This is a genomic window from Streptococcus sp. LQJ-218, from assembly GCF_003428885.1.
Lineage (GTDB): Bacteria > Bacillota > Bacilli > Lactobacillales > Streptococcaceae > Streptococcus.
Genome location: NZ_QQRU01000005.1, coordinates 18,946 through 40,487, shown reverse-complemented (window position 1 = coordinate 40,487; position 21,542 = coordinate 18,946). Strand labels below are relative to the sequence as shown.

Sequence of the window (21,542 nt, the reverse complement as noted above, 5' to 3'; positions counted from 1 at the left end):
ACTTGAAAAAATTCGCTCATTTATGTTATAATAGACTGTATTTAAAAAATTTTAAGGAGAAATGACAGAATGTCTGTATCATTTGAAAACAAAGAAACAAACCGTGGTGTCTTGACTTTCACTATCTCTCAAGACCAAATCAAACCAGAATTGGACCGTGTCTTCAACTCAGTAAAGAAATCTCTTAATGTTCCAGGTTTCCGTAAAGGTCATCTTCCACGTCCTATCTTTGACAAGAAATTTGGTGAAGAGTCACTTTACCAAGATGTTATGAATGCTCTTTTGCCAAACGCTTATGAAGCAGCTGTTAAAGAAGCTGGTCTTGAAGTCGTTGCACAACCAAAAATTGACGTAACATCAATGGAAAAAGGTCAAGATTGGGTTATCACTGCAGAAGTTGTTACAAAACCTGAAGTTAAATTGGGTGACTACAAAAACCTTGAAGTATCAGTTGATGTAGAAAAAGAAGTAACTGACGCTGACGTTGAAGAGCGTATCGAACGTGAACGCAACAACTTGGCTGAATTGGTGATCAAAGAAGCTGCTGCTGAAAACGGCGATACTGTTGTTATCGACTTCGTTGGTTCTATCGACGGTGTTGAATTTGACGGCGGAAAAGGTGAAAACTTCTCACTAGGACTTGGTTCAGGTCAATTCATTCCTGGTTTCGAAGACCAATTAGTTGGACATTCAGCTGGTGAAACTGTTGATGTTATCGTAACATTCCCAGAAGACTATCAAGCAGAAGACCTTGCAGGTAAAGAAGCTAAATTCGTAACAACTATCCACGAAGTAAAAGCTAAAGAAGTTCCAGCTCTTGATGATGAACTTGCAAAAGACATCGACGAAGAAGTGGAAACACTTGCTGAATTGAAAGAAAAATACCGCAAAGAGTTAGCTGAAGCTAAAGAAGAAGCTTACAAAGATGCCGTTGAAGGTGCAGCAATTGATAAAGCTGTAGAAAACGCTGAAATCGTAGAACTTCCAGAAGAAATGATACACGAAGAAGTTCACCGCTCAGTAAACGAATTCCTTGGAAACTTGCAACGTCAAGGTATCAATCCTGACATGTACTTCCAAATCACTGGAACTACTCAAGAAGACCTTCACAAACAATACGAGGCAGAAGCTGAGTCACGTACGAAGACTAACCTTGTTATCGAAGCAGTTGCCAAAGCTGAAGGATTTGATGCTTCAGAAGAAGAAATCCAAAAAGAAATCGAGCAATTGGCTGCAGATTACAACATGGAAGTGGCTCAAGTTCAAAACTTACTTTCAGCTGATATGTTGAAACACGACATCACAATCAAAAAAGCTGTTGAATTGATTACAAGCACAGCAACAGTTAAATAATCTTAATAGACAAAAATCCCACCTGATTAGGTGGGTTTTCTTGTGCACTATTTTTCAAAAATCTCTTTGAGGTCTGCGTCTGTAATCCCAATCATGGCTGGAATATTAGACCAGTTGTCTTCGGTTAGAATGTAGGATTGTTCAGAATCTGTTGAAGTTGTAATATCGGTAGCAAGTTGGTTTGTTTCCTCGGCATTCTCCATTAGGTCAGCGAAGCGTTCAATCAGATAGGTTTTTCGGGCTGTTCCGATGTGTTGGGTAGCATAGTCGAAAGCCTGTAATTCGCCTAGTAAGATAAGCTTGCTTTTGGCGCGTGTAATAGCTGTATAGATAAGATTGCGCTCCAGCATACGCCTGCTAGCACTGGTGATAGGTAGGATAACAACAGGGAACTCACTTCCTTGGGACTTATGGATACTCATGGCATAGGCCAAGCGAATCTTGTACCATTCGTTACGTGGGTAATAGACCTCATTGCCATCAAAATCAATGACAATCTCGTCTTGTTTCGACTCCGTGTATTTACCAGGAATCAGGTCTGTGATAGCTCCCAAATCTCCATTAAAGACATTGATTTCAGCATCGTTGACCAAATGAATGACCTTGTCTCCCTTACGATAGTGACACTGGGGAGCTTCAAAACTGAGTTGATCTTTTTGTGGTGGATTGAGAAGGTTTTGCATGAGCTGATTGATAGCATCAATCCCTGCTGTCCCTCGGTACATGGGAGCCAGAACCTGAATATCACGAGCAGGGATGCCACTTCTGAGGGCTGCGCCTAAAATCTTTTCAATAGTAGCAGGAATATGGCCACTAGCAATTTCAAAGTAGGAACGATCTGCTTTTTTCTGGGTGAAATCGGCTGGCAAGATGCCCTGTCGAATCTGGCTAGCTAGGGTGACGATGGTTGATTCTTCGCTTTGCCGGTAAATTTTTTCCAAACGAGTCTGAGGAATCAAAGGAATATGAAGCAGATCCGCTAGAACCTGTCCAGGGCTGACAGAAGGCAACTGATCGCTATCACCTACGATGAGGATCTTACTGTTAGAAGAGATGTTGGAGAAGAGTTGATTAGCCAGCCAAGTATCCACCATGGAAAATTCATCCACGATGATAAAGTCAGCATCCAGATAATCTTCCAGATGACTGGTATCATCGTCCCCTGTCATTCCTAAATGACGGTGTATGGTCGCGCTAGGCAAGCCTGTCAATTCATTCATGCGCCGAGCAGCTCGTCCAGTTGGAGCAGCAAGAAGAATCGGCAAGTTGCTTTTTTTCCTGAGATCAAGTCCTTCTAAAAGAGCATAAACAGCGATGATCCCATTGATAACAGTTGTTTTACCAGTACCAGGCCCACCTGTCAGGATAAAGACCTTATTTTGGATAGCGTCGCAGATAGCCTGTTTTTGAATGCTATCATACTCAATCTCCAGATCTTCTTCGACAGTAGCGATATGTTTTTGAATGATTTCTAAATCATGACTCTTCTGTTTTCCTTTTTCAAGGATACGAACCAAGTGACTGCGGATACCTTCCTCAGCGAAAAAGAGGCTGTTGTCAAAAATCTTGGTATCAATCTGCTGAACCTTGTCTTCTTCGATTAGGTAGGAGAGTTCTTGGGCTACTTGGCTGGGGTCCAATTCCACGGGACGGGATGATTCAAGAAGGTTGAGGGTTTGTTCTAACAAGTCTCTAGCTTCCATATAGGTATCTCCTGTCTCCATGCAACCTTGAAAGAGACTATGGACAAGACCCGCACGGAAGCGTTCAGGAGCTTGACTTTCGATACCTAGTTCTTCCGCTAATTGGTCAGCAATGGTAAATCCCAATCCCTTGATATCCTCAACCAGTTGGTAGGGATAATTTTCAACCACATCAAGGGTTTCTTCCTTGTAAACGTCTTGAATCTGAAAGGCTAGTTTATTGGGGATGCCGTAGTTGGCTAGTTTGGCCAAGATCATCTCCGTTCCGTAGTTGAGACGAAGAGTGGAGACGAAAGCCTCGCGATTTTTGGCAGATAGTCCTGCGATGCCTTCTAGCTTTTCTGGGTGTTGCAGAATTTCGTCAATGGTATTGTCACCATAGATGTCCACGATTTTCTGTGCTGTCTTGAGACCAATTCCCTTGAAATGGCTACTTGAAAAGTACTTAACCAAGCCCTTGCTAGTTGGTTTTGCGCGTTCATACCGGCTGATTTGTAGTTGTTCCCCATACTTGGTGTGCTGGACAATTTGTCCCCAAAAAGTATAGTCTTCTCCCTCAATCACGTCGGCCATAGTACCGGTGACAATAATTTCAAAATCATCAAAATCTTCTGCGTCCGTATCTTCGATTTCTAGGAGGAGGATGCGATAAAAATTGCTGGGATTTTCAAAAATAATCCGTTCAATGGTTCCTGAAAAATAAACTTCCATAAGATTCCTTTGCATAAATAGGTGAGAGTTAATACTCTTCGAAAATCTCTTCAAACCACGTCAGCTTCGCCTTACCGTATATATGTTACTGACTTCGTCAGTTCTATCTACAACCTCAAAGCAGTGCTTTGAGCAACCTACGGCTAGCTTTCTAGTTTGCTCTTTGATTTTCATTGAGTATAACTTTGTTTCTATCTTAATCAAACTGGATAGTGAATAATCACTTCTCACGATAGAAGAAGAGGCTGAGATTGGTGATTCTCGGCCTCTTCGATTTCTTAAAATGTTCCGATACGGGTGATTGGCCAGAAGCGGAATTTAGCTTCTCCTGTGATATCTTTTGCTTTGAAGGTACCTACGTGGCGGCTGTCGCTCGAAACCAAGCGGTCGTCTCCAAGGAGAAGGTATTCTCCTTCTGGGACAGTAAAGCTAAAGTTGGTATTGTAGTTGACATCAACGGTGAAGGCTTGGGCTTTTTCAGCAATACTTCTAAAGAAAGTGCCTTTATTTCCTTCAAATCCCTTGCCTGAGTAGGTGCTTTGGAGTTTGTCATCCTTGAAGCGTTTGATATAGTCAGCTAGGTAAGGTTCATCTGTCTCTTTGTCATTGATGTAAAGTTTATCATTTTCGTAACGGATAGTATCTCCTGGCATACCGATTACACGTTTGACAATGTCCTTATTGCCGTCTTCCTCATGGGCCACCACGATATCAAATCGGTCAATAGGGAGGTGTTTGACCACAAAGAGGATTTCGCCATCCGCTAGGGTAGGATCCATGGAATGTCCTTCTACGCGAACATTGCTCCAAAAAAAGATACGACTTAAAGCTAGTAATGACAGAATTAGGAGGAACAATCCCCACTCTTTTAAGAAATTTTTAAATGAATTCATAACTTACCTTTCTAAGCGTTTTTTCGCTTTTTCAGTATTTTTAAAGTGCAGTTTGGCGCAGAAATTGAGTCCCTGCATTCCATAGGCCTGCAAAATCTGGCTAGCCACCTTATCAGAAGCCGTTCCAGCTCCACTTGGAAGTTGATAGCCCAGCTCTCGTCCCAGATTTTCAAGATTTTCCAGAAAGAGATCACGCGCAATGATGGAAGAAACAGCTACAGCCAAGTATTTGCCCTCAGCCTTTTCTTCTAGGCTGATCGGATTGCTGAAGCGATTGGCCTCTTGTGCCAAATACTTGTCATAATTTTTAGCACTGGTAAAGGCATCAATCACAATTTTCTCAGGCTGAATGCCTTTTTGAAGGAGGAGATAGATAGCCTGATTATGGAGGGCTACCTTAACCGAAACAGCATTGTAGCGGTCTCCGATGACCTCGTTGTACTTGCTGGGTGAGAGAAGGAGTGCCTGATGCTGGATTTTTTCCTTGAGGATAGGGGCAATCTGACGAATCTTTTGGTCGGTCAGAGTTTTAGAATCTCCCACATCGAGTTTTCGCAAGAAGTCATGCTGGTCAGGTGTGACAAAGGAAGCCACTACTGCAAGCCCACCAAAGTAGGAACCATTCCCCACTTCATCTGTCCCAATTAAAGGGAAATTTTGTCCCCTGTTTTCCTCTACAACTTGATAGCCAAAGAAACTGGCGTATTTCTCAGCTCCCTCCCCCTGAAGCAAGACCTTTCCAGAAGTATAGATAGAAACTGTAGCTTGAGGTAATCGTAAAAAGTAGCGAATATAGGGATTCTTGCTGGGAGCCAGACTGGTTTGATAGTGTTCAAGAAAAGCCTGGATCTCCTTTTCGCTTGGTGTGAGTGTTATACTTGCCATAGTTTCTATTGTACCATAAAAGCAGGCAAATTTGTAAAAACTGACAAAGTTCGCGAATTTTGGTATAATACAGTGAGGTGAATTTTATGGCAAATCTAAATAGATTCAAATTTACATTCGGGAAAAAATCATTAACCTTGACAACCGAGCATGATAATCTCTTTATGGAGGAAATCGCCAAGGTTGCGACAGAAAAATACCAAGCAATTAAAGAACAAATGCCAAGTGCAGACGATGAAACCATCGCTCTTTTGTTGGCAGTCAACTGTTTGTCAACTCAACTCAGCCGTGAGATTGAATTTGATGATAAGGAGCAAGAATTAGAAGAACTCCGTCACAAGCTTGTGACTTGCAAGCAAGAACAGAGTAAAGTTGAGGATTCCTTATGATTTCAATCCTTCTTCTATTGGTCTTGGCTTGGGGATTTTATATCGGCTATCGGAGAGGCCTGCTCTTACAGGTTTATTACTTGATTTCAGCCATGGCATCTGCTTTTGTGGCTGGCCAGTTTTACAAGGGACTTGGAGAGCAATTCCATTTGCTGGTCCCTTATGCAAATCCGCAGGAAGGTCAGGGGACTTTCTTTTTCCCATCGGATAAACTCTTTCAGTTGGATAAGGTCTTTTACGCAGGAATTGGCTACTTACTTGTATTTGGGATTGTCTATAGCATCGGTCGTTTGCTTGGTCTCCTCTTACACTTACTTCCTAGTAAAAAACTAGGTGGCAAGTTGTTCCAAGTTTCAGCAGGGATTTTGTCCATGTTGGTGACCTTATTTGTCTTGCAGATGGCCTTGACAATCTTAGCGACCATCCCCATGGCAGCTATACAAAATCCTCTTGAAAAGAGTATCGTCGCAAAACATATCATCCAGAGCATACCAGTAACAACCAGTTGGCTCAAACAAATCTGGGTGACAAATTTAATCGGATAAAAAGGGCAGGAGTTTTCCTAGCCCTTTGTTTACAGATTTGACTCGAATCTATCAGAATGTAAAAAGCTACTATTCTTCGAAAATCTCTTCAAACCACGTCAGCTTCCATCTGCAACCTCAAAACACTGTTTTGAGCAACCTGTGGCTAGCTCCCTAGTTTGCTCTTTGATTTTCATTGAGTATACCAGACCTAGACATTCAAAGACAAGGAAATAAAGATGAACAAGAAAATACTAGAAACATTAGAGTTCAATAAGGTCAAGGCCTTGTTTGAACCTCATTTGTTGACCGAGCAGGGCTTGGAGCAACTGAGACAGCTAGTTCCGACTGCCAAAGCAGATAAAATCAAACAGGCCTTTGCTGAGATGAAGGAAATGCAGGCTCTTTTTGTTGAGCAACCGCATTTCACTATTCTCTCAACCAAGGAAATTGCAGGAGTTTGCAAACGATTGGAGATGGGGGCGGACCTCAATATCGAGGAGTTCCTGCTCTTGAAGCGCGTGCTTCTTTCTAGCAGAGAACTGCAAAGTTTTTATGCCAATCTGGAAAATGTCAGTTTGGAAGAATTAGCCCTTTGGTTTGAGAAATTACATGATTTTCCGCAATTACAAGGAAATCTCCAAGCCTTTAATGATGCAGGTTTCATTGAAAATTTTGCCAGTGAAGAATTAGCGCGCATTCGCAGGAAAATTCAAGATAGCGAGCGTCAGGTACGCGATGTTTTACAGGACCTACTTAAGCAAAAAACGCAGATGTTGACAGAAGGAATCATTGCTAGCAGAAATGGCCGTCAGGTTTTACCTGTCAAAAACACCTACCGCAATAAGATTGCTGGTGTCGTTCATGATATTTCTGCTAGTGGAAATACCGTCTATATCGAACCCCGTGAGGTGGTTAAACTGAGCGAAGAAATTGCCAGTTTGCGAGTAGACGAGCGTTATGAAATGCTTCGCATTCTCCAAGAAATTTCTGAGCGTGTTCGCCCTCATGCGGCTGAGATTGCCAATGACGCTTGGATTATCGGTCATCTGGACTTGATTCGTGCCAAGGTCCGCTTTATTCAAGAAAGGCAAGCAGTCGTACCTCAGCTATCTGAAAATCAAGAGATTCAATTGCTTCATGTCTACCATCCTTTGGTCAAAAATGCCGTCGCAAATGATGTCCATTTTGGCCAAGATTTAACAGCCATTGTCATTACAGGTCCCAATACAGGTGGGAAAACTATCATGCTCAAAACTCTGGGTTTGACGCAGGTTATGGCTCAGTCTGGTTTGCCGATTTTAGCAGATAAGGGAAGTCGTGTTGGTATTTTTGAAGAAATCTTTGCTGATATTGGCGATGAGCAATCTATTGAGCAGAGCTTGTCTACCTTTTCTAGCCACATGACCAATATCGTGGATATTCTTAGCAAGGTCAACCAACATTCGCTCTTACTCTTGGATGAGTTGGGAGCTGGTACAGACCCTCAAGAAGGAGCCGCTCTTGCCATGGCTATTCTGGAAGACCTTCGCCTGCGTCAAGTCAAGACCATGGCGACGACCCACTATCCAGAGCTCAAGGCCTATGGTATCGAGACAGCCTTTGTGCAGAATGCCAGCATGGAGTTTGATACTGCAACTCTACGCCCGACCTATCGCTTTATGCAGGGCGTGCCTGGTCGAAGCAATGCCTTTGAAATCGCTAAACGTCTAGGCCTATCTGAAGTCATCGTAGGGGATGCCAGCCAGCAGGTCGATCAGGACAATGATGTCAACCGAATTATTCAACAATTGGAAGAGCAGATGCTGGAAAGTCGCAAACGTTTGGACAATATCCGTGAGGTGGAGCAAGAAAATCTCAAGATGAACCGTGCTCTCAAAAAGCTTTATAATGAGCTTAATCGTGAAAAGGAAACGGAGCTCAATAAAGCGCGTGAGCAAGCTGCTGAGATTGTTGACTTGGCTCTGACTGAAAGTGACGATATTTTAAAAAATCTTCACAGTAAATCTCAACTGAAACCGCACGAGATTATCGAAGCCAAGGCTAAACTCAAAAAATTAGCCCCTGAAAAAGTAGACCTTTCTAAAAATAAGGTCCTCCAAAAAGCCAAGAAAAAACGAGCTCCAAAGGTGGGAGATGATATCGTGGTTCTCAGTTATGGCCAGCGTGGTACCTTGACCAGTCAACTCAAGGACGGCCGCTGGGAAGCCCAGGTCGGCTTGATTAAGATGAACTTAGAAGAGAAAGAGTTTGACCTCGTTCAAGCCCAGCAAGAAAAGCAAGTTAAGAAGAAACAGGTCAATGTCGTGAAACGAACTTCTGGTCGTGGCCCACAAGCCAGACTGGACCTTCGAGGCAAGCGTTATGAAGAGGCTATGAATGAGCTAGATGCCTTTATCGACCAAGCCTTGCTTAATAATATGGCTCAAGTTGATATCATCCATGGTATCGGAACAGGTGTCATCCGTGAAGGTGTCACCAAATATCTACAAAGAAACAAGCATGTCAAGAGTTTCGGCTATGCCCCACAAAATGCTGGAGGCAGTGGCGCGACTATTGTGACCTTTAAAGGATAGCAGTATTCTGGACTTTACAGAGTAAAAATTGTTGAACTAATTTTTACGAATAAACACATTGACAAAAGCCAACATTTTTTGTAAAATAAGAATCAATTAAATACCAACACCGAATGAAGTTTAATAGAAGTGGGGAATCGTTTGATTTTCCATGACTGTAAATGGACGGAACTCTGGAGAGACCGTAAAGGCACCGAAGGGGCAAGGCAGGTAACTGCTCAAACTCTCAGGTAAAAGGACAGAGCTAGGATAGACCGCTTTTTTAGCATTTATCTAAGCATTCCAGAGTACATGTATCTTGCATGTGCTCTTTCTTTTGGGGTTGAAAAGATAGGAGAATGAAATGTTAGAATTGCTTAAATCAATCGATGCTTTGGCTTGGGGCCCACCTCTTTTGATTTTATTGGTCGGGACAGGGATTTACCTAACTACCCGTCTAGAACTCTTGCAGGTTTTGCGTCTGCCCAAGGCCTTCCAGCTTATTTTTACTAAGGACACGGGGCATGGCGATGTATCCAGTTTTGCTGCCTTGTGTACAGCCCTCGCAGCAACAGTTGGTACGGGAAATATTATCGGGGTGGCGACAGCTATCAAGGTCGGTGGTCCAGGAGCTCTCTTTTGGATGTGGATGGCCGCTTTCTTTGGAATGGCTACCAAGTATGCGGAAGGCCTCTTGGCGATTAAATACCGCACAAAGGACGACCATGGTGCAGTAGCGGGAGGTCCCATGCATTATATCCTTCTGGGGATGGGAGAAAAGTGGCGACCACTTGCTATCTTTTTTGCCCTGGCAGGTGTATTAGTAGCTTTGCTGGGAATTGGGACCTTTACCCAAGTCAACTCGATTACAGAATCTATCCAAAATACAACCGCTATTTCGCCAGCTATCACCACTCTCGTCTTGTCTGTGTTTGTAGCGATTGCAGTCTTTGGTGGCCTCAAGTCCATTTCAAAGATTTCAACTACTGTTGTTCCTTTTATGGCTATCATTTATATTTTAGGGACTCTTACAGTTATTTTCCTTAATATCGGGAAAATTCCTGCCACAATCGCTTTAATCTTGACATCAGCTTTTAGTCCGGTTGCTGCAGTAGGTGGATTTGCTGGTGCTAGCATTCGGATGGCTATCCAAAATGGTGTGGCGCGTGGTGTCTTCTCAAACGAATCTGGTCTGGGTTCTGCTCCCATTGCAGCGGCTGCAGCTAAGACAAATGAACCAGTAGAGCAAGGCTTGATTTCTATGACAGGAACCTTTATTGACACCCTCATTATCTGTACTTTGACTGGTTTGACTATCTTGGTGACTGGCGTTTGGAGTGGCGACCTAAATGGGGTTGCCTTGACTCAGTCTGCTTTCTCAACAGTCTTTTCACACTTTGGATCTGCCCTCTTAACCATCTTCCTTGTGCTTTTTGCCTTCACGACAATTCTAGGTTGGAACTATTATGGAGAACGCTGTTTCGAGTTCCTCTTTGGGGTTCGTTTTATCTGGCTTTACCGTGTGGTCTTTGTGCTCATGGTCTTGTTGGGAGGATTTATCGAGTTGGATATGGTTTGGATGATCGCAGATATTGTCAATGCCTTGATGGCTCTACCAAACTTGATTGCCCTCTTAGTTTTATCGCCAGTCGTTATTGCTGAGACTAAAAAGTATTTTAATAAATAATGGAATCACACATCGCGTGTGATTTTTTGCTTTCATAAAAAATTTCTATCGATGCAATTTAAAATATATATTATACACGGTATAGAATCTGTGATAGACTAGGTTTCAATAAAATGAAAAGAGGTCTTATGATGACAACATTTACTATCCATACAGTCGAATCAGCACCAGCAGAAGTGAAAGAAGTTCTTGAAACAGTAGAAAAAGATAATAATGGCTATATTCCCAACCTAATCGGTCTCTTAGCTAATGCACCGACTGCCTTAGAAGCCTACAGAACTGTCGGAGCTATCAACCGTCGCAACAGCCTGACACCCGTTGAGCGCGAAGTGGTGCAAATCACGGCAGCTGTAACCAATGGTTGTGCCTTTTGCGTCGCAGGTCACACAGCTTTTTCGATCAAGCAAATCCAGATGAACGATGACCTTCTTCAAGCCCTTCGCAATCGTACTCCAATTGAAACAGATCCTAAATTGGACACCCTAGCTAAGTTTACTTTGGCCGTTATCAATACCAAGGGTCGTGTAGGAGATGAAGCCTTGGCTGAGTTTTTAGAAGCTGGCTATACTCAACAAAATGCCTTGGATGTGGTTCTTGGTGTCAGCCTAGCAAGCCTCTGTAACTATGCGAATAATCTAGCTAATACCCCAATTAATCCAGAATTGCAACCTTATGCCTAGAAGGAGGAAAGAGTATGGGATTTTTTTCAGAAGAATTTTTGAGCTGGTTAGACCAGCATGCTGATGAAATCGACAAGCAGTCTTGTCAAGCTGGAGAGCAGTTGATTGAGAAAATTGCAGCAGAGGGAGCTTTTCGTGTGGGGGTTCCTGCATCTCTTGGGGGTTCAGGAGGAAGTGACCAGGATGTTATTAATATCCTGGCAGAGCTCGCACAACATTCTTTAACAGCCTCTTTTATTTCATGGGGGCAACGCACTCTAATTGACAATATCCTTCATACGGATAACTCCTATTTTAAGGAAATCTATCTGGAAAAACTCTTGTCTGGAGAATATGCAGGTGCGACTGCCTTGTCCAATGCTGTCAAATATCTATCTGACCTAGAGGAACTGAATGTTCGCATTCTTGAAGAAAATGGACAATTGTATCTAAAAGGAAGACTGCCATGGGTAACGAATGCTCGAAGAAATCGATTTTTAACTATTTTTGTGGCAGGTTTTACAGATGATTCAAGTACAAGTTATGTGGTTGCTGTACCATCAGACGCAGAGAATTTTAGTCGTTCTGAAGACTTAGAATTTGTTTCTCTTCAAGGAGGAAACACAGCTGCTCTGACTTTTAATAAGGTCCTTTTAAAAGAGGAATGGATTCTATCAAAAGATGCTCATCAATTTTTGGCACAAAATCGTCCCGCTTTCTTAGGTTACCAATTTGGTCTAGCTTTTGGTTTAGCTGAACGTTCTCTATCAGAAGTAGAGAAAGAATTGGGGCAACGCAGTGTGTTAACAGATGAATGGAAACATCAGGTAGAACAGTTAGATGCTATTCGCCGAGAGCTTTATCAAGGTTTGTCTGATAGGTCTTATTTTGTTACCAATCCGCGTGAACTCTTTCAGTTAAGGATAGACATTGTAGATGTTGTTGCTCAAAGTCTTCTATTAGAGTTACAAGCAGGTGGAGGTAGAGGCTACTTTAGTAAATCAACATCTGGATTTATTCGTCGTTGGAATGAAGGAGCCTTTCTTCCAATTGTTTCTCCAAGCGCTGTTCAATTGCGCCATATTTTAGCGACGAGTTAAAACATAGTAAAATAAAAACGAAGTTTGAATTTTTAACTTCGTTTTTATTCTCTCATTTAAGCGCTTTTATGCTATACTGAAACTAACATGATTATTGGAGGTTAGGATGAAAAAACTCCCCTTAGTATTTTCTGGTTGTTTGTTAGGTTTGGCAGGAGCTGGAAATCTCGTTTTAGATACGTTGCCGATCCTGTCCCATCTATTGAGTTTTACTGGTTTGATTTTGTGGATTTACTTTCTACTTCTGCATCTCTTTAATTGGAAAGAAATCAAAGAAGAGTTGACCAAGCCTCCTCTTTTGTCAGGAATGGCGACCTTTCCTATGGCTGGGATGATTTTATCAACTTATGTCTTTCGCGTATTCCCTCATCTTCCTTTGGTTGCGCAAGGACTTTGGTGGTTTTCATTTCTCTTGGATGTGGCCTTGATTGCTGGTTTCACCATCAAATTTGTTTGTCCGGGTCGGAGGGTTCATGCGACTCCAAGCTGGACTGTGCTTTATGTAGGGGTAGCAGTCGCTGCCTTGACCTATCCTCTGGTAGGCATCATCGAAATTGCCTATGCAACCTTGAGTTTTGGATTTCTTCTTACCTTCTATCTCTATCCCCTTATTTATAGCGATTTAAAGAAACAACCACTCCCCGTAGCCATGCTTGGACAAGAAGGAATCTACTGTGCTCCTTTCTCTCTACTCTTGGCTTCCCTAGTTCGAGTTGGAGAAGCTAGCTTACCGACTTGGGTCTTAATCGTCATGATTCTGTCTTCCCAATCTTTCTTTTTCTTTGTTTTGACTCGCCTACCCAATATTTTAAAACAAGGTTTTCAACCAGCCTTCTCAGCCCTCACCTTCCCAACCATTATCACAGCTACTTCGCTCAAGATGGCTCAGGGAATCTTGAAACTTCCATTTCTTGATTACCTGGTATTAGTTGAAACCATTATATGTCTAACTATTTTATTCTTTGTGTTAGGTGCTTATCTGATTTGGTTACGAAAAAAGGTCTAGCTAGAAATAGCTAAACCTTATTTTTTATGGTTTAATGACTTCGGATCCACCCATATATGGACGAAGAACTTCTGGGATGGTCACAGATCCATCTTCATTTTGGTAGTTTTCAAGAATAGCAGCCACTGTACGTCCAACTGCTAGTCCAGAACCGTTTAAGGTGTGGAGCAATTTAACCTTGCCGTCTGCTTCATCACGGTAACGGATTTGGGCACGACGGGCTTGGAAATCTTCTGTGTTTGAACAGCTTGAGATTTCACGGTAATTGTTTTGCGCTGGAATCCAAACTTCCAAGTCGTAAGTCTTGGCAGCAGAGAAGCCCATATCTCCAGTAGAGAGAGCAACGACACGGTATGGCAAGTTTAGTCTTTGGAGAATGTTTTCAGCGTTGGCTGTCATTTTTTCCAATTCTTCGTAAGATTCTTCTGGTTTGGCAAATTTGACCATTTCAACCTTGTGGAATTGGTGCAAACGAATCAAGCCACGAGTATCACGACCAGCTGAACCAGCCTCAGAACGGAATGATGGACTCATAGCAGTGAAGTAGATTGGCAGGTCTTTACCGTCAAGGATTTCATCACGGTAGTAGTTTGTCAGAGGAACTTCAGCAGTAGGAATAAGGACGTAATTACTGTCGCTCAATTCAAAAGTATCTTCCTTGAATTTTGGATATTGACCAGTCCCAAACATAGAATCATGGTTAACCATGTAAGGCGTGATGACTTCAGTATAGTCTTCTTTACCATGTTCATCCAACATAAAGTTGTAGAGAGCACGTTCCAAACGAGCACCGAGACCTTTATAGAAGAGGAAGCGAGCGCCTGTTACCTTACCACCGCGTTCCCAGTCAAGGATATCCAAGTCTTCACCAAGATCCCAGTGAGCTTTTGGTTCAAAGTCAAACTCGCGCGGACTACCCCAACGGCGAACTTCTACATTGTCATCCTCGTCAGCCCCAATAGGAACGCTGTCAGCTGGGATATTTGGAAGAGTAGTGGTAAATTCTGTCAATTTAGCATCGATGTCTGCCAATTCCGCATCCAAGGCTTTGACCTCAGCAGATAGACTTTGCATGGCAGCAATCTTGTCATCTGCATTTTCCTTGTTACGCTTAGCTTGGGCAATTTCAGCAGAAACTGTGTTGCGTTCTGCTTTTAAAGTCTCAACCTTGACCAAGATGTCACGACGTTTAGCATCGATTTCTTTCATTTCATTCAAGACAGCAGCATCTACACCACGTGTAGCCAATTTTTCTGCGACAGCATCAAAGTCTGTACGAATACGTTTGATATCTAACATAAGAACTCCTTTATGAAAAAAGCACACCTGACAAAGCGTTGGAGTGGCAGGGCCACGGTTCCATCCAACTTCACAGGTGTGCACTTGATTGTGTATATAATTGTTACTAACGGTAGAATTTCACCTATCCCTCCTATCTGCTCGCAGCACCCGCAGACTTTCTGAAAGAAGAAGATAACCTACTTATCCGTTGCTATGATTATACTAAAGTTTTTACTTTTTTGCAAATAGATTTTTAAATTTTTGACCAATGGTCTGGAGTAGGGTAGGAAGTTTCACAACCTTGTCATTTCCCAGTTTTTCACGAGCAATTTTGAGAATGGCACCTGAGTCTTTTGAAGCAAAGAGGAATTTACCTCTGTCTGTAAAGACTTCGAAGTGGCGACTGATTTTGCGACCAGTGACATTGGCGCCAATTTGGTTGATATGACTCCAAGGAATCTGGATAAATTGTTCGACATTGACATCTGGGTAAAATTCCAGAGCCTGATCTCCGACAAGGAATTTTCCAACTTTACCAGCTATAGAGAGATAGGAAGTTCCTGTCGTATTGAGGAGCACTGTTTTGTTAAGTGATTGAGCCATGATTAGTCTTCCTTACTTTCGCCGAAAAATGCATTGTAGAGGGCTTTGATTGCTGCTTTTTCTTGGTCTTTATCGACAACGAACATGATAGATACTTCACTAGAGCCTTGAGACATCATCTGGATATTGATCTTGTTTTCAGACAGAGCACGTGTTGCAGTAGCTGTTACACCGATATGACTCTTCATCTTTTCTCCAACAATCATAATGATAGAAAGGTCGTGTTCGATTTCTGCATGGTCTACTTCAGCTTTTTGAACCAATTGACGTAGGATTTCTTCTTCCTTGATAGGAGTTAGTTCGCGAGAACGGAGGATGATTGAAAGATCGTCGATACCTGTTGGCATATGTTCCCAACCGATGTTAAGATCCTCAAGGATTTGCAGAACCTTGCGTCCAAAGCCAACCTCACGGTTCATGAGGTATTTCGACATGTTGATGCTGACAAAGCCTGAGTCACCAGCAATTCCCACAACAGGGAACTCGTCACTACTATGTTTTAGAACAATACGTGTACCTGGATGGTCAGGGTTGTTGGTATTCTTGATAACTAGAGGAATTTTTCCACGGTAAGCAGGTAGAAGAGCCTCGTCATGAAGAACTGAGAAGCCTGCATAGGCCAACTCGCGCATTTCACGGTAGGTCAACTCAGGGATTGAGTGTGGTTGGTTGATAATACCAGGGTGGGCTGCAAAGATACCATCAACATCCGTAAAGTTTTCATAGAGGTCAGCTTTAACACCTGCAGCAATAATCGAACCTGTAATGTCAGAGCCTCCGCGCGAGAAGGTACAGATTTGATTTTCCTTGGTAACCCCAAAGAAACCAGGAATGACCAGAACTTCATTTGCATTTGTCAATTCTTCAATTTTGTCATAACTTGATGGAATGATGCGAGCGTTACCAGGTTCACTTGTGACCACAATACCAGCTTCTCTAGGGTGCACATAGCGTGCATCGATACCATTTTGATTAAAGTAGGCAGCAATCAATTTAGCATTGTTGTTTTCACCGGCAGCTAGGAAAGTATCGTAGAGAAATTCATTTTCTTCGATAGGAAGAGTGGCCAAAGCACGAATGCTTTTTGAAATTTTCTCAAGAACAGCTGGTTTCAGTTCTAATTCACTAACCATACCGGCATAGCGGTCGATAATCCAATTTTGGCTCTTGCTAATATCGTTACCAGCAACATAATCGCGGTAGTATTTAATCAAGGCATCTGTAACCTTAGTGTCTTCAGCATTACGTTTACCAGGCGCAGAAACAACTACAAAACGACGCTCTGAATCGCTTTTTACGATGTTTAAAACTTTTTCTAATTGACTAGCAGAGGCAAGAGAGCTACCTCCAAATTTAACAACCTTCATAAGAACTCCTAAAGTAAGTGTTTTATACGATTATAGCAGAAAGAAAGCCTTTTTTCAATGAAGAAAACAAGATGCTTTCTAGGATAAAGCGAGCCTTTCTAATCGGCTGAGACACTTTCAGTCGATTTTTCCTTGCTTTCTGATTTTAAAAAAGATATACTTTGACAATAAAATAATTTAAACTGCATATAAAAATAAAAAAGGAGTCCTGATGGAACACATTATTTATCAGCTTGAAGAGGACTTGGCAATCCTTACCTTAAACCGTCCTGATGTTGCAAATGGTTTTCATATTCCTATGTGTGAGGAGATTTTAGAAGCCTTAACCTTGGCAGAAGAGAATCCAGCTGTTCAGTTTATCCTAATCAATGCGAACGGTAAAGTCTTTTCAGTTGGGGGAGATTTAGTAGAAATGAAGCGTGCAGTGGATGAGGATGATATTCCATCATTGACGAAAATCGCAGAATTGGTCAATACAATTTCTTATAAAATCAAGCAAATAGCAAAACCTGTTTTAATGGAAGTAGACGGGGCTGTTGCAGGTGCTGCAGCAAATATAGCTGTTGCGGCAGATTTCTGTCTTGCAACGGATAAGGCTAAGTTTATCCAAGCCTTTGTTGGAGTTGGCTTGGCTCCAGATGCAGGAGGAATTCATCTCTTGAGTCGAAGCATCGGTGTGACGCGTGCTGCTCAATTAGCTATGACAGGTGAGGCTTTGACGGCAGAAAAAGCCCTAGAGTGGGGCCTGGTTTACCGTATCTCTGAAGCTGATAAGTCAGAAAAAACCAGAGAACAGCTTCTTAAAAAATTGAGACGTGGGTCAAGCAATTCCTATGCTGCCATTAAGAAGTTGGTATGGGAGAGCCAATTTAAAGATTGGCAAGATTATGCTACTTTAGAACTGAACCTCCAGGAATCCTTAGCTCAAACAGAAGATTTCAAAGAGGGAGTTCGAGCTCATTCGGAGAGAAGAAGACCTAAATTTACAGGAAAATAAAAAAAATACTTGCGCCATTCTTTGAACTTTGATATAATTCTTTTGTCAAATGTTTTGATTCTAAAAGTTTTTTTGAAAAGGAGGGAAGGAAAGATTGGACTACCAACGAATTAATGAATATTTAACGTCTATATTTAACAATGTCCTCGTTATCGAGGAAGTTAGCTTGAGAGGTAGTCGTTTCAAGGATATCTCCATCAAAGAAATGCATACGATTGATGTGATTGGGAAAGTTCCAGATGTGACACCAAGTCACGTGTCAAAAGAGTTGATGGTGACTCTTGGGACAGTTACGACTAGTTTGAATAATCTCGAACGCAAAGGTTACATTGAACGCATTCGCTCAGATCAGGATCGTCGTGTGGTGCATCTGCATTTGACAAAGAAGGGTCGCTTGGTTCATAGGCTACATAAACGCTTTCACAAGGCCATGGTTGAAAAAATCATTGATGGTATGAGTAAGCAAGAAATGGAGGTTATGAGCAAAGGTTTGACCAATCTTTATCAATTTTTGGAGGATTTGAAATAATGGCTTTTGCAAAAATAAGCCAGGTTGCTCATTATGTGCCAGAGCAAGTGGTTACAAATCATGATTTGGCTCAGATTATGGATACCAGTGATGAGTGGATTTCAAGTCGGACGGGAATACGACAAAGGCATATTTCAAGAACAGAATCTACCAGTGATTTGGCTACAGAGGTTGCTAAGAAACTGATGGAACAAGCTGGAATCACAGGGGATGAGTTGGATTTTATCATCCTAGCTACCATTACTCCAGATTCGATGATGCCCTCTACAGCTGCTCGTGTCCAAGCTAATATTGGTGCAAAAAAAGCTTTTGCTTTTGACCTGACAGCGGCTTGCAGTGGATTTGTATTTGCGCTTTCAACTGCTGAAAAGTTTATCGCTTCTGGTCGCTTTCAAAAAGGCTTGGTCATCGGTGGTGAAACCATGTCCAAAACCTTGGACTGGACAGATCGTTCAACAGCTGTCCTATTTGGAGATGGAGCTGGTGGCGTCTTACTAGAAGCAAGTGAACAGCCACATTTCCTAGCGGAGAATCTCAATAGCGATGGAAGTCGCAGCGACTGTCTAACTTATGGATATTCAGGCTTGCATTCTCCATTTTCAGATCAAGACAATGCAGATTCATTTTTGAAGATGGATGGACGTGCAGTCTTTGATTTTGCCATTCGAGATGTAGCCAAGTCTATCAAGCAGACCATTGAAGAATCTCCAGTAGAGGCGACAGACTTGGATTACCTGCTACTTCATCAGGCAAATGACCGTATTTTGGATAAGATGGCTAGAAAAATCGGTGTCGACCGAGTCAAACTTCCAGCCAATATGATGGAATATGGCAATACCAGTGCAGCCAGTATCCCGATTTTACTTTCAGAGTGTGTAGAACAAGGTCTCATCCGTTTAGATGGTAGCCAGACGGTTCTTCTATCAGGCTTCGGTGGAGGCTTGACATGGGGCACGCTCATTCTTACAATTTAGGTAATCATGTGGTGAACACATTGTTATAAAAAAACTATTTATTTTAAAGGAGTCCTATCATGGCAGTATTTGAAAAAGTACAAGAAATTATCGTTGAAGAACTTGGAAAAGACGCATCAGAAGTAACACTTGAATCAACTTTTGATGATTTGGACGCAGATTCATTGGACTTGTTCCAAGTAATCTCAGAAATCGAAGATGCTTTTGATATCCAAATCGAAGCAGAAGATGACTTGAAAACAGTTGGTGACTTGGTCGCCTACGTTGAAGAGCAAACAAAATAAGCAGAATATAAATAGAAGGAGTAGGGAAACCCGCTCCCTCTTGTTTAGGCAATAGTTTAATTGTCAAATTATGACGGTATCGAACTATTACGTAAGCAAGAAACGATGGAGGCACTATGAAAACACGTATTACTGAATTATTGAATATTAAATATCCTATCTTTCAGGGTGGTATGGCCTGGGTTGCTGATGGTGATTTGGCAGGGGCTGTTTCCAAGGCTGGAGGACTAGGGATTATCGGTGGGGGAAATGCCCCGAAAGAAGTTGTCAAGGCAAATATTGATAAAATCAAATCATTGACTGATAAACCCTTTGGTGTCAACATCATGCTCTTGTCTCCATTTGTTGATGATATTGTTGACCTCGTCATTGAAGAAGGGGGTAAGGTAGTGACAACAGGTGCAGGAAATCCAAGTAAATACATGGAACGCTTCCATGAAGCTGGTATTACGGTTATTCCTGTTGTACCAAGTGTTGCCCTAGCTAAACGCATGGAAAAAATCGGTGCGGACGCTGTCATTGCTGAAGGAATGGAAGCTGGGGGACATATTGGTAAACTAACAACCATGACCTTGGTGCGCCAGGTTGCTGCTGCTGTATCGATTCCTGTTATTGCTGCAGGAGGGATTGCGGATGGTGAAGGTGCTGCGGCTGGCTTTATGCTAGGGGCAGAGGCTGTTCAGGTTGGAACTCGCTTTGTAGTTGCTAAAGAATCTAATGCCCATCCAAATTATAAGGCAAAAATTCTAAAAGCTAGAGATATTGATACTACGATTTCAGCTCAACACTTTGGACATGCTGTTCGCGCTATTAAAAATCAGTTGACTCGTGATTTTGAACAAGCTGAGAAAGATGCCTTTAAACAAGAAAATCCTGATTTGGAAATTTTTGAACAAATGGGAGCAGGTGCACTAGCCAAAGCAGTTGTTCACGGTGATGTGGATGGCGGATCTGTCATGGCAGGTCAGATTGCAGGGCTTGTTTCCAAAGAAGAAACCGTTGAAGAAATCCTAAAAGATTTGTATTACGGAGCAGCTAAGAAAATTCAAGAAGAAGCCTCTCGTTGGGCAGGAGTTGTAAGAAATGACTAAAACAGCCTTTTTATTTGCTGGCCAAGGTGCCCAGTATCTAGGTATGGGCCGTGATCTCTATGATCACTACCCTATTGTCAAAGAAACGATTGATCAAGCGAGTCAGGTACTCGGTTATGATTTGCGTTATCTCATTGATACGGAAGCAGAAAAACTCAATCAGACTCGCTATACGCAACCAGCCATTTTAGCAACTTCTGTTGCTATTTACCGTTTATTACAAGAAAAGGGCTATCAGCCTGATATGGTTGCTGGTTTGTCACTTGGAGAGTACTCTGCCTTGGTAGCCAGCGGTGCCTTGGATTTTGAAGAAGCGGTAGCCTTGGTTGCTAAGCGTGGATCCTATATGGAAGAAGCTGCCCCTGCTGGTTCTGGCAAGATGGTGGCAGTTCTCAATACACCAGTAGAGGTTATTGAAGAAGCCTGTCAAAAGGCTTCTGAACTTGGAGTGGTTACCCCAGCCAACTATAATACACCTACACAAATCGTGATTGGTGGAGAAGGGGTTGCAGTTGATCGAGCTGTAGAACTCTTGCAAGAAGCAGGTGCCAAACGCTTGATTCCTCTCAAGGTGTCAGGGCCCTTTCATACCACTCTCCTTGAGCCTGCTAGCCATAAACTAGCTGAAACTCTAGCTCAGGTAAATTTTTCAGATTTTACTTGTCCCCTAGTTGGTAATACAGAAGCTGCAGTTATGAAAAAAGAAGACATTGCTCAACTTTTGACGCGTCAGGTCAAAGAACCAGTTCGTTTCTATGAAAGTATTGGGGTCATGCAAGAAGCAGGTATAACCAACTTTATCGAGATTGGTCCGGGGAAAGTCTTGTCAGGCTTTGTCAAAAAAATTGATAAGACCGCTAAACTAGCCAATGTTGAAGATCAGGCTAGCTTGGAAGCCTTGCTAGAAAACAAGTAATCCCTTCTCCCATACATACAAGAGGAAACAGGAGA

General features: G+C 42.3%; 20 protein-coding genes and 1 riboswitch. Of the genes, 14 read left to right on the top strand and 6 right to left on the bottom strand.

Annotation, left to right across the window (positions count from 1 at the left end; translation table 11 throughout):
- Positions 1-69: 69 nt before the first annotated feature.
- Complete coding sequence (gene tig, locus D2908_RS05450) at positions 70-1,353, top strand: trigger factor (protein WP_117305479.1); 1,284 nt, start codon at positions 70-72, stop codon at positions 1,351-1,353.
- Positions 1,354-1,400: 47 nt separating this feature from the next.
- Here the strand turns inward: tig and D2908_RS05445 are convergent, their stop codons facing one another.
- The 3 genes from D2908_RS05445 to rnhC form a co-directional block, all read right to left on the bottom strand.
- Entirely contained in the window at positions 1,401-3,767 is a 2,367-nt protein-coding gene (locus tag D2908_RS05445; protein WP_117305477.1) for an ATP-dependent RecD-like DNA helicase, read from the bottom strand.
- 278 nt (positions 3,768-4,045) lie between these two features.
- Positions 4,046-4,660, bottom strand: a complete 615-nt coding sequence (lepB, locus tag D2908_RS05440; RefSeq protein WP_004245100.1) for a signal peptidase I — start codon at positions 4,658-4,660, stop codon at positions 4,046-4,048.
- 3 nt (positions 4,661-4,663) lie between these two features.
- On the bottom strand, positions 4,664-5,545 hold the full coding sequence (gene rnhC / locus D2908_RS05435; protein ID WP_117305476.1) for a ribonuclease HIII: 882 nt from the start codon (positions 5,543-5,545) through the stop codon (positions 4,664-4,666).
- An 86-nt stretch (positions 5,546-5,631) separates the two neighbouring features.
- Between rnhC and zapA the strand changes: the two genes are divergently transcribed.
- The 7 genes from zapA (at position 5,632) to D2908_RS05400 (ending at position 13,465) form a co-directional block, all read left to right on the top strand.
- Complete coding sequence (gene zapA, locus D2908_RS05430; RefSeq protein WP_117305474.1) at positions 5,632-5,934, top strand: cell division protein ZapA; 303 nt, start codon at positions 5,632-5,634, stop codon at positions 5,932-5,934.
- Positions 5,931-6,479 (top strand): CvpA family protein, encoded by a 549-nt coding sequence (locus D2908_RS05425; RefSeq protein WP_117305472.1) that lies wholly within the window; start codon positions 5,931-5,933, stop codon positions 6,477-6,479. Before zapA ends, D2908_RS05425 begins: the two co-directional genes overlap by 4 nt.
- 218 nt (positions 6,480-6,697) lie before the next feature.
- Complete coding sequence (locus D2908_RS05420; RefSeq protein WP_117305470.1) at positions 6,698-9,034, top strand: endonuclease MutS2; 2,337 nt, start codon at positions 6,698-6,700, stop codon at positions 9,032-9,034.
- A gap of 163 nt (positions 9,035-9,197) precedes the next feature.
- Positions 9,198-9,286, top strand: a riboswitch (glycine riboswitch).
- A gap of 91 nt (positions 9,287-9,377) precedes the next feature.
- Positions 9,378-10,700 carry a sodium:alanine symporter family protein gene (locus D2908_RS05415; protein WP_117305468.1) on the top strand — a complete coding sequence of 441 codons (1,323 nt, stop codon included), beginning with the start codon at positions 9,378-9,380 and terminating at the stop codon, positions 10,698-10,700.
- Positions 10,701-10,831: 131 nt separating this feature from the next.
- Entirely contained in the window at positions 10,832-11,380 is a 549-nt protein-coding gene (locus D2908_RS05410) for a carboxymuconolactone decarboxylase family protein (RefSeq protein ID WP_000206768.1), read from the top strand.
- A 14-nt stretch (positions 11,381-11,394) separates the two neighbouring features.
- Complete coding sequence (locus tag D2908_RS05405; protein WP_117305466.1) at positions 11,395-12,459, top strand: acyl-CoA dehydrogenase family protein; 1,065 nt, start codon at positions 11,395-11,397, stop codon at positions 12,457-12,459.
- A 106-nt stretch (positions 12,460-12,565) separates the two neighbouring features.
- Positions 12,566-13,465, top strand: a complete 900-nt coding sequence (locus tag D2908_RS05400; RefSeq protein WP_117305464.1) for a TDT family transporter — start codon at positions 12,566-12,568, stop codon at positions 13,463-13,465.
- Between the two features lie 24 nt (positions 13,466-13,489).
- On the opposite strand, the gene serS is transcribed toward D2908_RS05400, so the two are convergent.
- The 3 genes from serS to D2908_RS05385 form a co-directional block, all read right to left on the bottom strand.
- Positions 13,490-14,764, bottom strand: coding sequence for a serine--tRNA ligase (serS, locus tag D2908_RS05395; RefSeq protein WP_117305462.1), 1,275 nt, complete (start codon positions 14,762-14,764; stop codon positions 13,490-13,492).
- Positions 14,765-14,977: 213 nt separating this feature from the next.
- On the bottom strand, positions 14,978-15,349 hold the full coding sequence (locus tag D2908_RS05390; RefSeq protein ID WP_033689300.1) for a DUF956 family protein: 372 nt from the start codon (positions 15,347-15,349) through the stop codon (positions 14,978-14,980).
- Between the two features lie 2 nt (positions 15,350-15,351).
- Positions 15,352-16,716 (bottom strand): aspartate kinase, encoded by a 1,365-nt coding sequence (locus D2908_RS05385; protein ID WP_117305460.1) that lies wholly within the window; start codon positions 16,714-16,716, stop codon positions 15,352-15,354.
- 211 nt (positions 16,717-16,927) lie between these two features.
- On the opposite strand from D2908_RS05385, the gene D2908_RS05375 reads away from it, so the two are divergent.
- The 6 genes from D2908_RS05375 to fabD all read left to right on the top strand — a co-directional run bounded on the left by D2908_RS05375 (position 16,928) and on the right by fabD (position 21,507).
- On the top strand, positions 16,928-17,713 hold the full coding sequence (locus D2908_RS05375; protein WP_117305457.1) for an enoyl-CoA hydratase: 786 nt from the start codon (positions 16,928-16,930) through the stop codon (positions 17,711-17,713).
- Between the two features lie 94 nt (positions 17,714-17,807).
- A complete protein-coding gene (locus D2908_RS05370; protein WP_049497085.1) occupies positions 17,808-18,242 on the top strand; it encodes a MarR family transcriptional regulator in 435 nt (144 codons plus the stop codon).
- The gene (locus D2908_RS05365; protein WP_117305455.1) at positions 18,242-19,216 is read left to right on the top strand and encodes a beta-ketoacyl-ACP synthase III; all 975 of its coding nucleotides are present in this window, start codon (positions 18,242-18,244) and stop codon (positions 19,214-19,216) included. Before D2908_RS05370 ends, D2908_RS05365 begins: the two co-directional genes overlap by 1 nt.
- A gap of 59 nt (positions 19,217-19,275) precedes the next feature.
- On the top strand, positions 19,276-19,500 hold the full coding sequence (locus D2908_RS05360) for an acyl carrier protein (RefSeq protein WP_000257838.1): 225 nt from the start codon (positions 19,276-19,278) through the stop codon (positions 19,498-19,500).
- A gap of 116 nt (positions 19,501-19,616) precedes the next feature.
- Positions 19,617-20,591: an enoyl-[acyl-carrier-protein] reductase FabK gene (gene fabK / locus D2908_RS05355; protein ID WP_117305453.1), complete on the top strand. Its 975-nt coding sequence runs from the start codon at positions 19,617-19,619 to the stop codon at positions 20,589-20,591.
- The gene (gene fabD / locus D2908_RS05350; RefSeq protein WP_117305451.1) at positions 20,584-21,507 is read left to right on the top strand and encodes an ACP S-malonyltransferase; all 924 of its coding nucleotides are present in this window, start codon (positions 20,584-20,586) and stop codon (positions 21,505-21,507) included. Before fabK ends, fabD begins: the two co-directional genes overlap by 8 nt.
- Positions 21,508-21,542 lie beyond the last annotated feature (35 nt).

Coding starts and splice junctions, on each gene's coding strand:
- tig (WP_117305479.1), top strand. CDS start 70: ATGTCTGTATCATTTGAAAACAAAGAAACAAACCGTGGTGTCTTGACT.
- D2908_RS05445 (WP_117305477.1), bottom strand. CDS start 3,767: ATGGAAGTTTATTTTTCAGGAACCATTGAACGGATTATTTTTGAAAAT.
- lepB (WP_004245100.1), bottom strand. CDS start 4,660: ATGAATTCATTTAAAAATTTCTTAAAAGAGTGGGGATTGTTCCTCCTA.
- rnhC (WP_117305476.1), bottom strand. CDS start 5,545: ATGGCAAGTATAACACTCACACCAAGCGAAAAGGAGATCCAGGCTTTT.
- zapA (WP_117305474.1), top strand. CDS start 5,632: ATGGCAAATCTAAATAGATTCAAATTTACATTCGGGAAAAAATCATTA.
- D2908_RS05425 (WP_117305472.1), top strand. CDS start 5,931: ATGATTTCAATCCTTCTTCTATTGGTCTTGGCTTGGGGATTTTATATC.
- D2908_RS05420 (WP_117305470.1), top strand. CDS start 6,698: ATGAACAAGAAAATACTAGAAACATTAGAGTTCAATAAGGTCAAGGCC.
- D2908_RS05415 (WP_117305468.1), top strand. CDS start 9,378: ATGTTAGAATTGCTTAAATCAATCGATGCTTTGGCTTGGGGCCCACCT.
- D2908_RS05410 (WP_000206768.1), top strand. CDS start 10,832: ATGACAACATTTACTATCCATACAGTCGAATCAGCACCAGCAGAAGTG.
- D2908_RS05405 (WP_117305466.1), top strand. CDS start 11,395: ATGGGATTTTTTTCAGAAGAATTTTTGAGCTGGTTAGACCAGCATGCT.
- D2908_RS05400 (WP_117305464.1), top strand. CDS start 12,566: ATGAAAAAACTCCCCTTAGTATTTTCTGGTTGTTTGTTAGGTTTGGCA.
- serS (WP_117305462.1), bottom strand. CDS start 14,764: ATGTTAGATATCAAACGTATTCGTACAGACTTTGATGCTGTCGCAGAA.
- D2908_RS05390 (WP_033689300.1), bottom strand. CDS start 15,349: ATGGCTCAATCACTTAACAAAACAGTGCTCCTCAATACGACAGGAACT.
- D2908_RS05385 (WP_117305460.1), bottom strand. CDS start 16,716: ATGAAGGTTGTTAAATTTGGAGGTAGCTCTCTTGCCTCTGCTAGTCAA.
- D2908_RS05375 (WP_117305457.1), top strand. CDS start 16,928: ATGGAACACATTATTTATCAGCTTGAAGAGGACTTGGCAATCCTTACC.
- D2908_RS05365 (WP_117305455.1), top strand. CDS start 18,242: ATGGCTTTTGCAAAAATAAGCCAGGTTGCTCATTATGTGCCAGAGCAA.
- D2908_RS05360 (WP_000257838.1), top strand. CDS start 19,276: ATGGCAGTATTTGAAAAAGTACAAGAAATTATCGTTGAAGAACTTGGA.
- fabK (WP_117305453.1), top strand. CDS start 19,617: ATGAAAACACGTATTACTGAATTATTGAATATTAAATATCCTATCTTT.
- fabD (WP_117305451.1), top strand. CDS start 20,584: ATGACTAAAACAGCCTTTTTATTTGCTGGCCAAGGTGCCCAGTATCTA.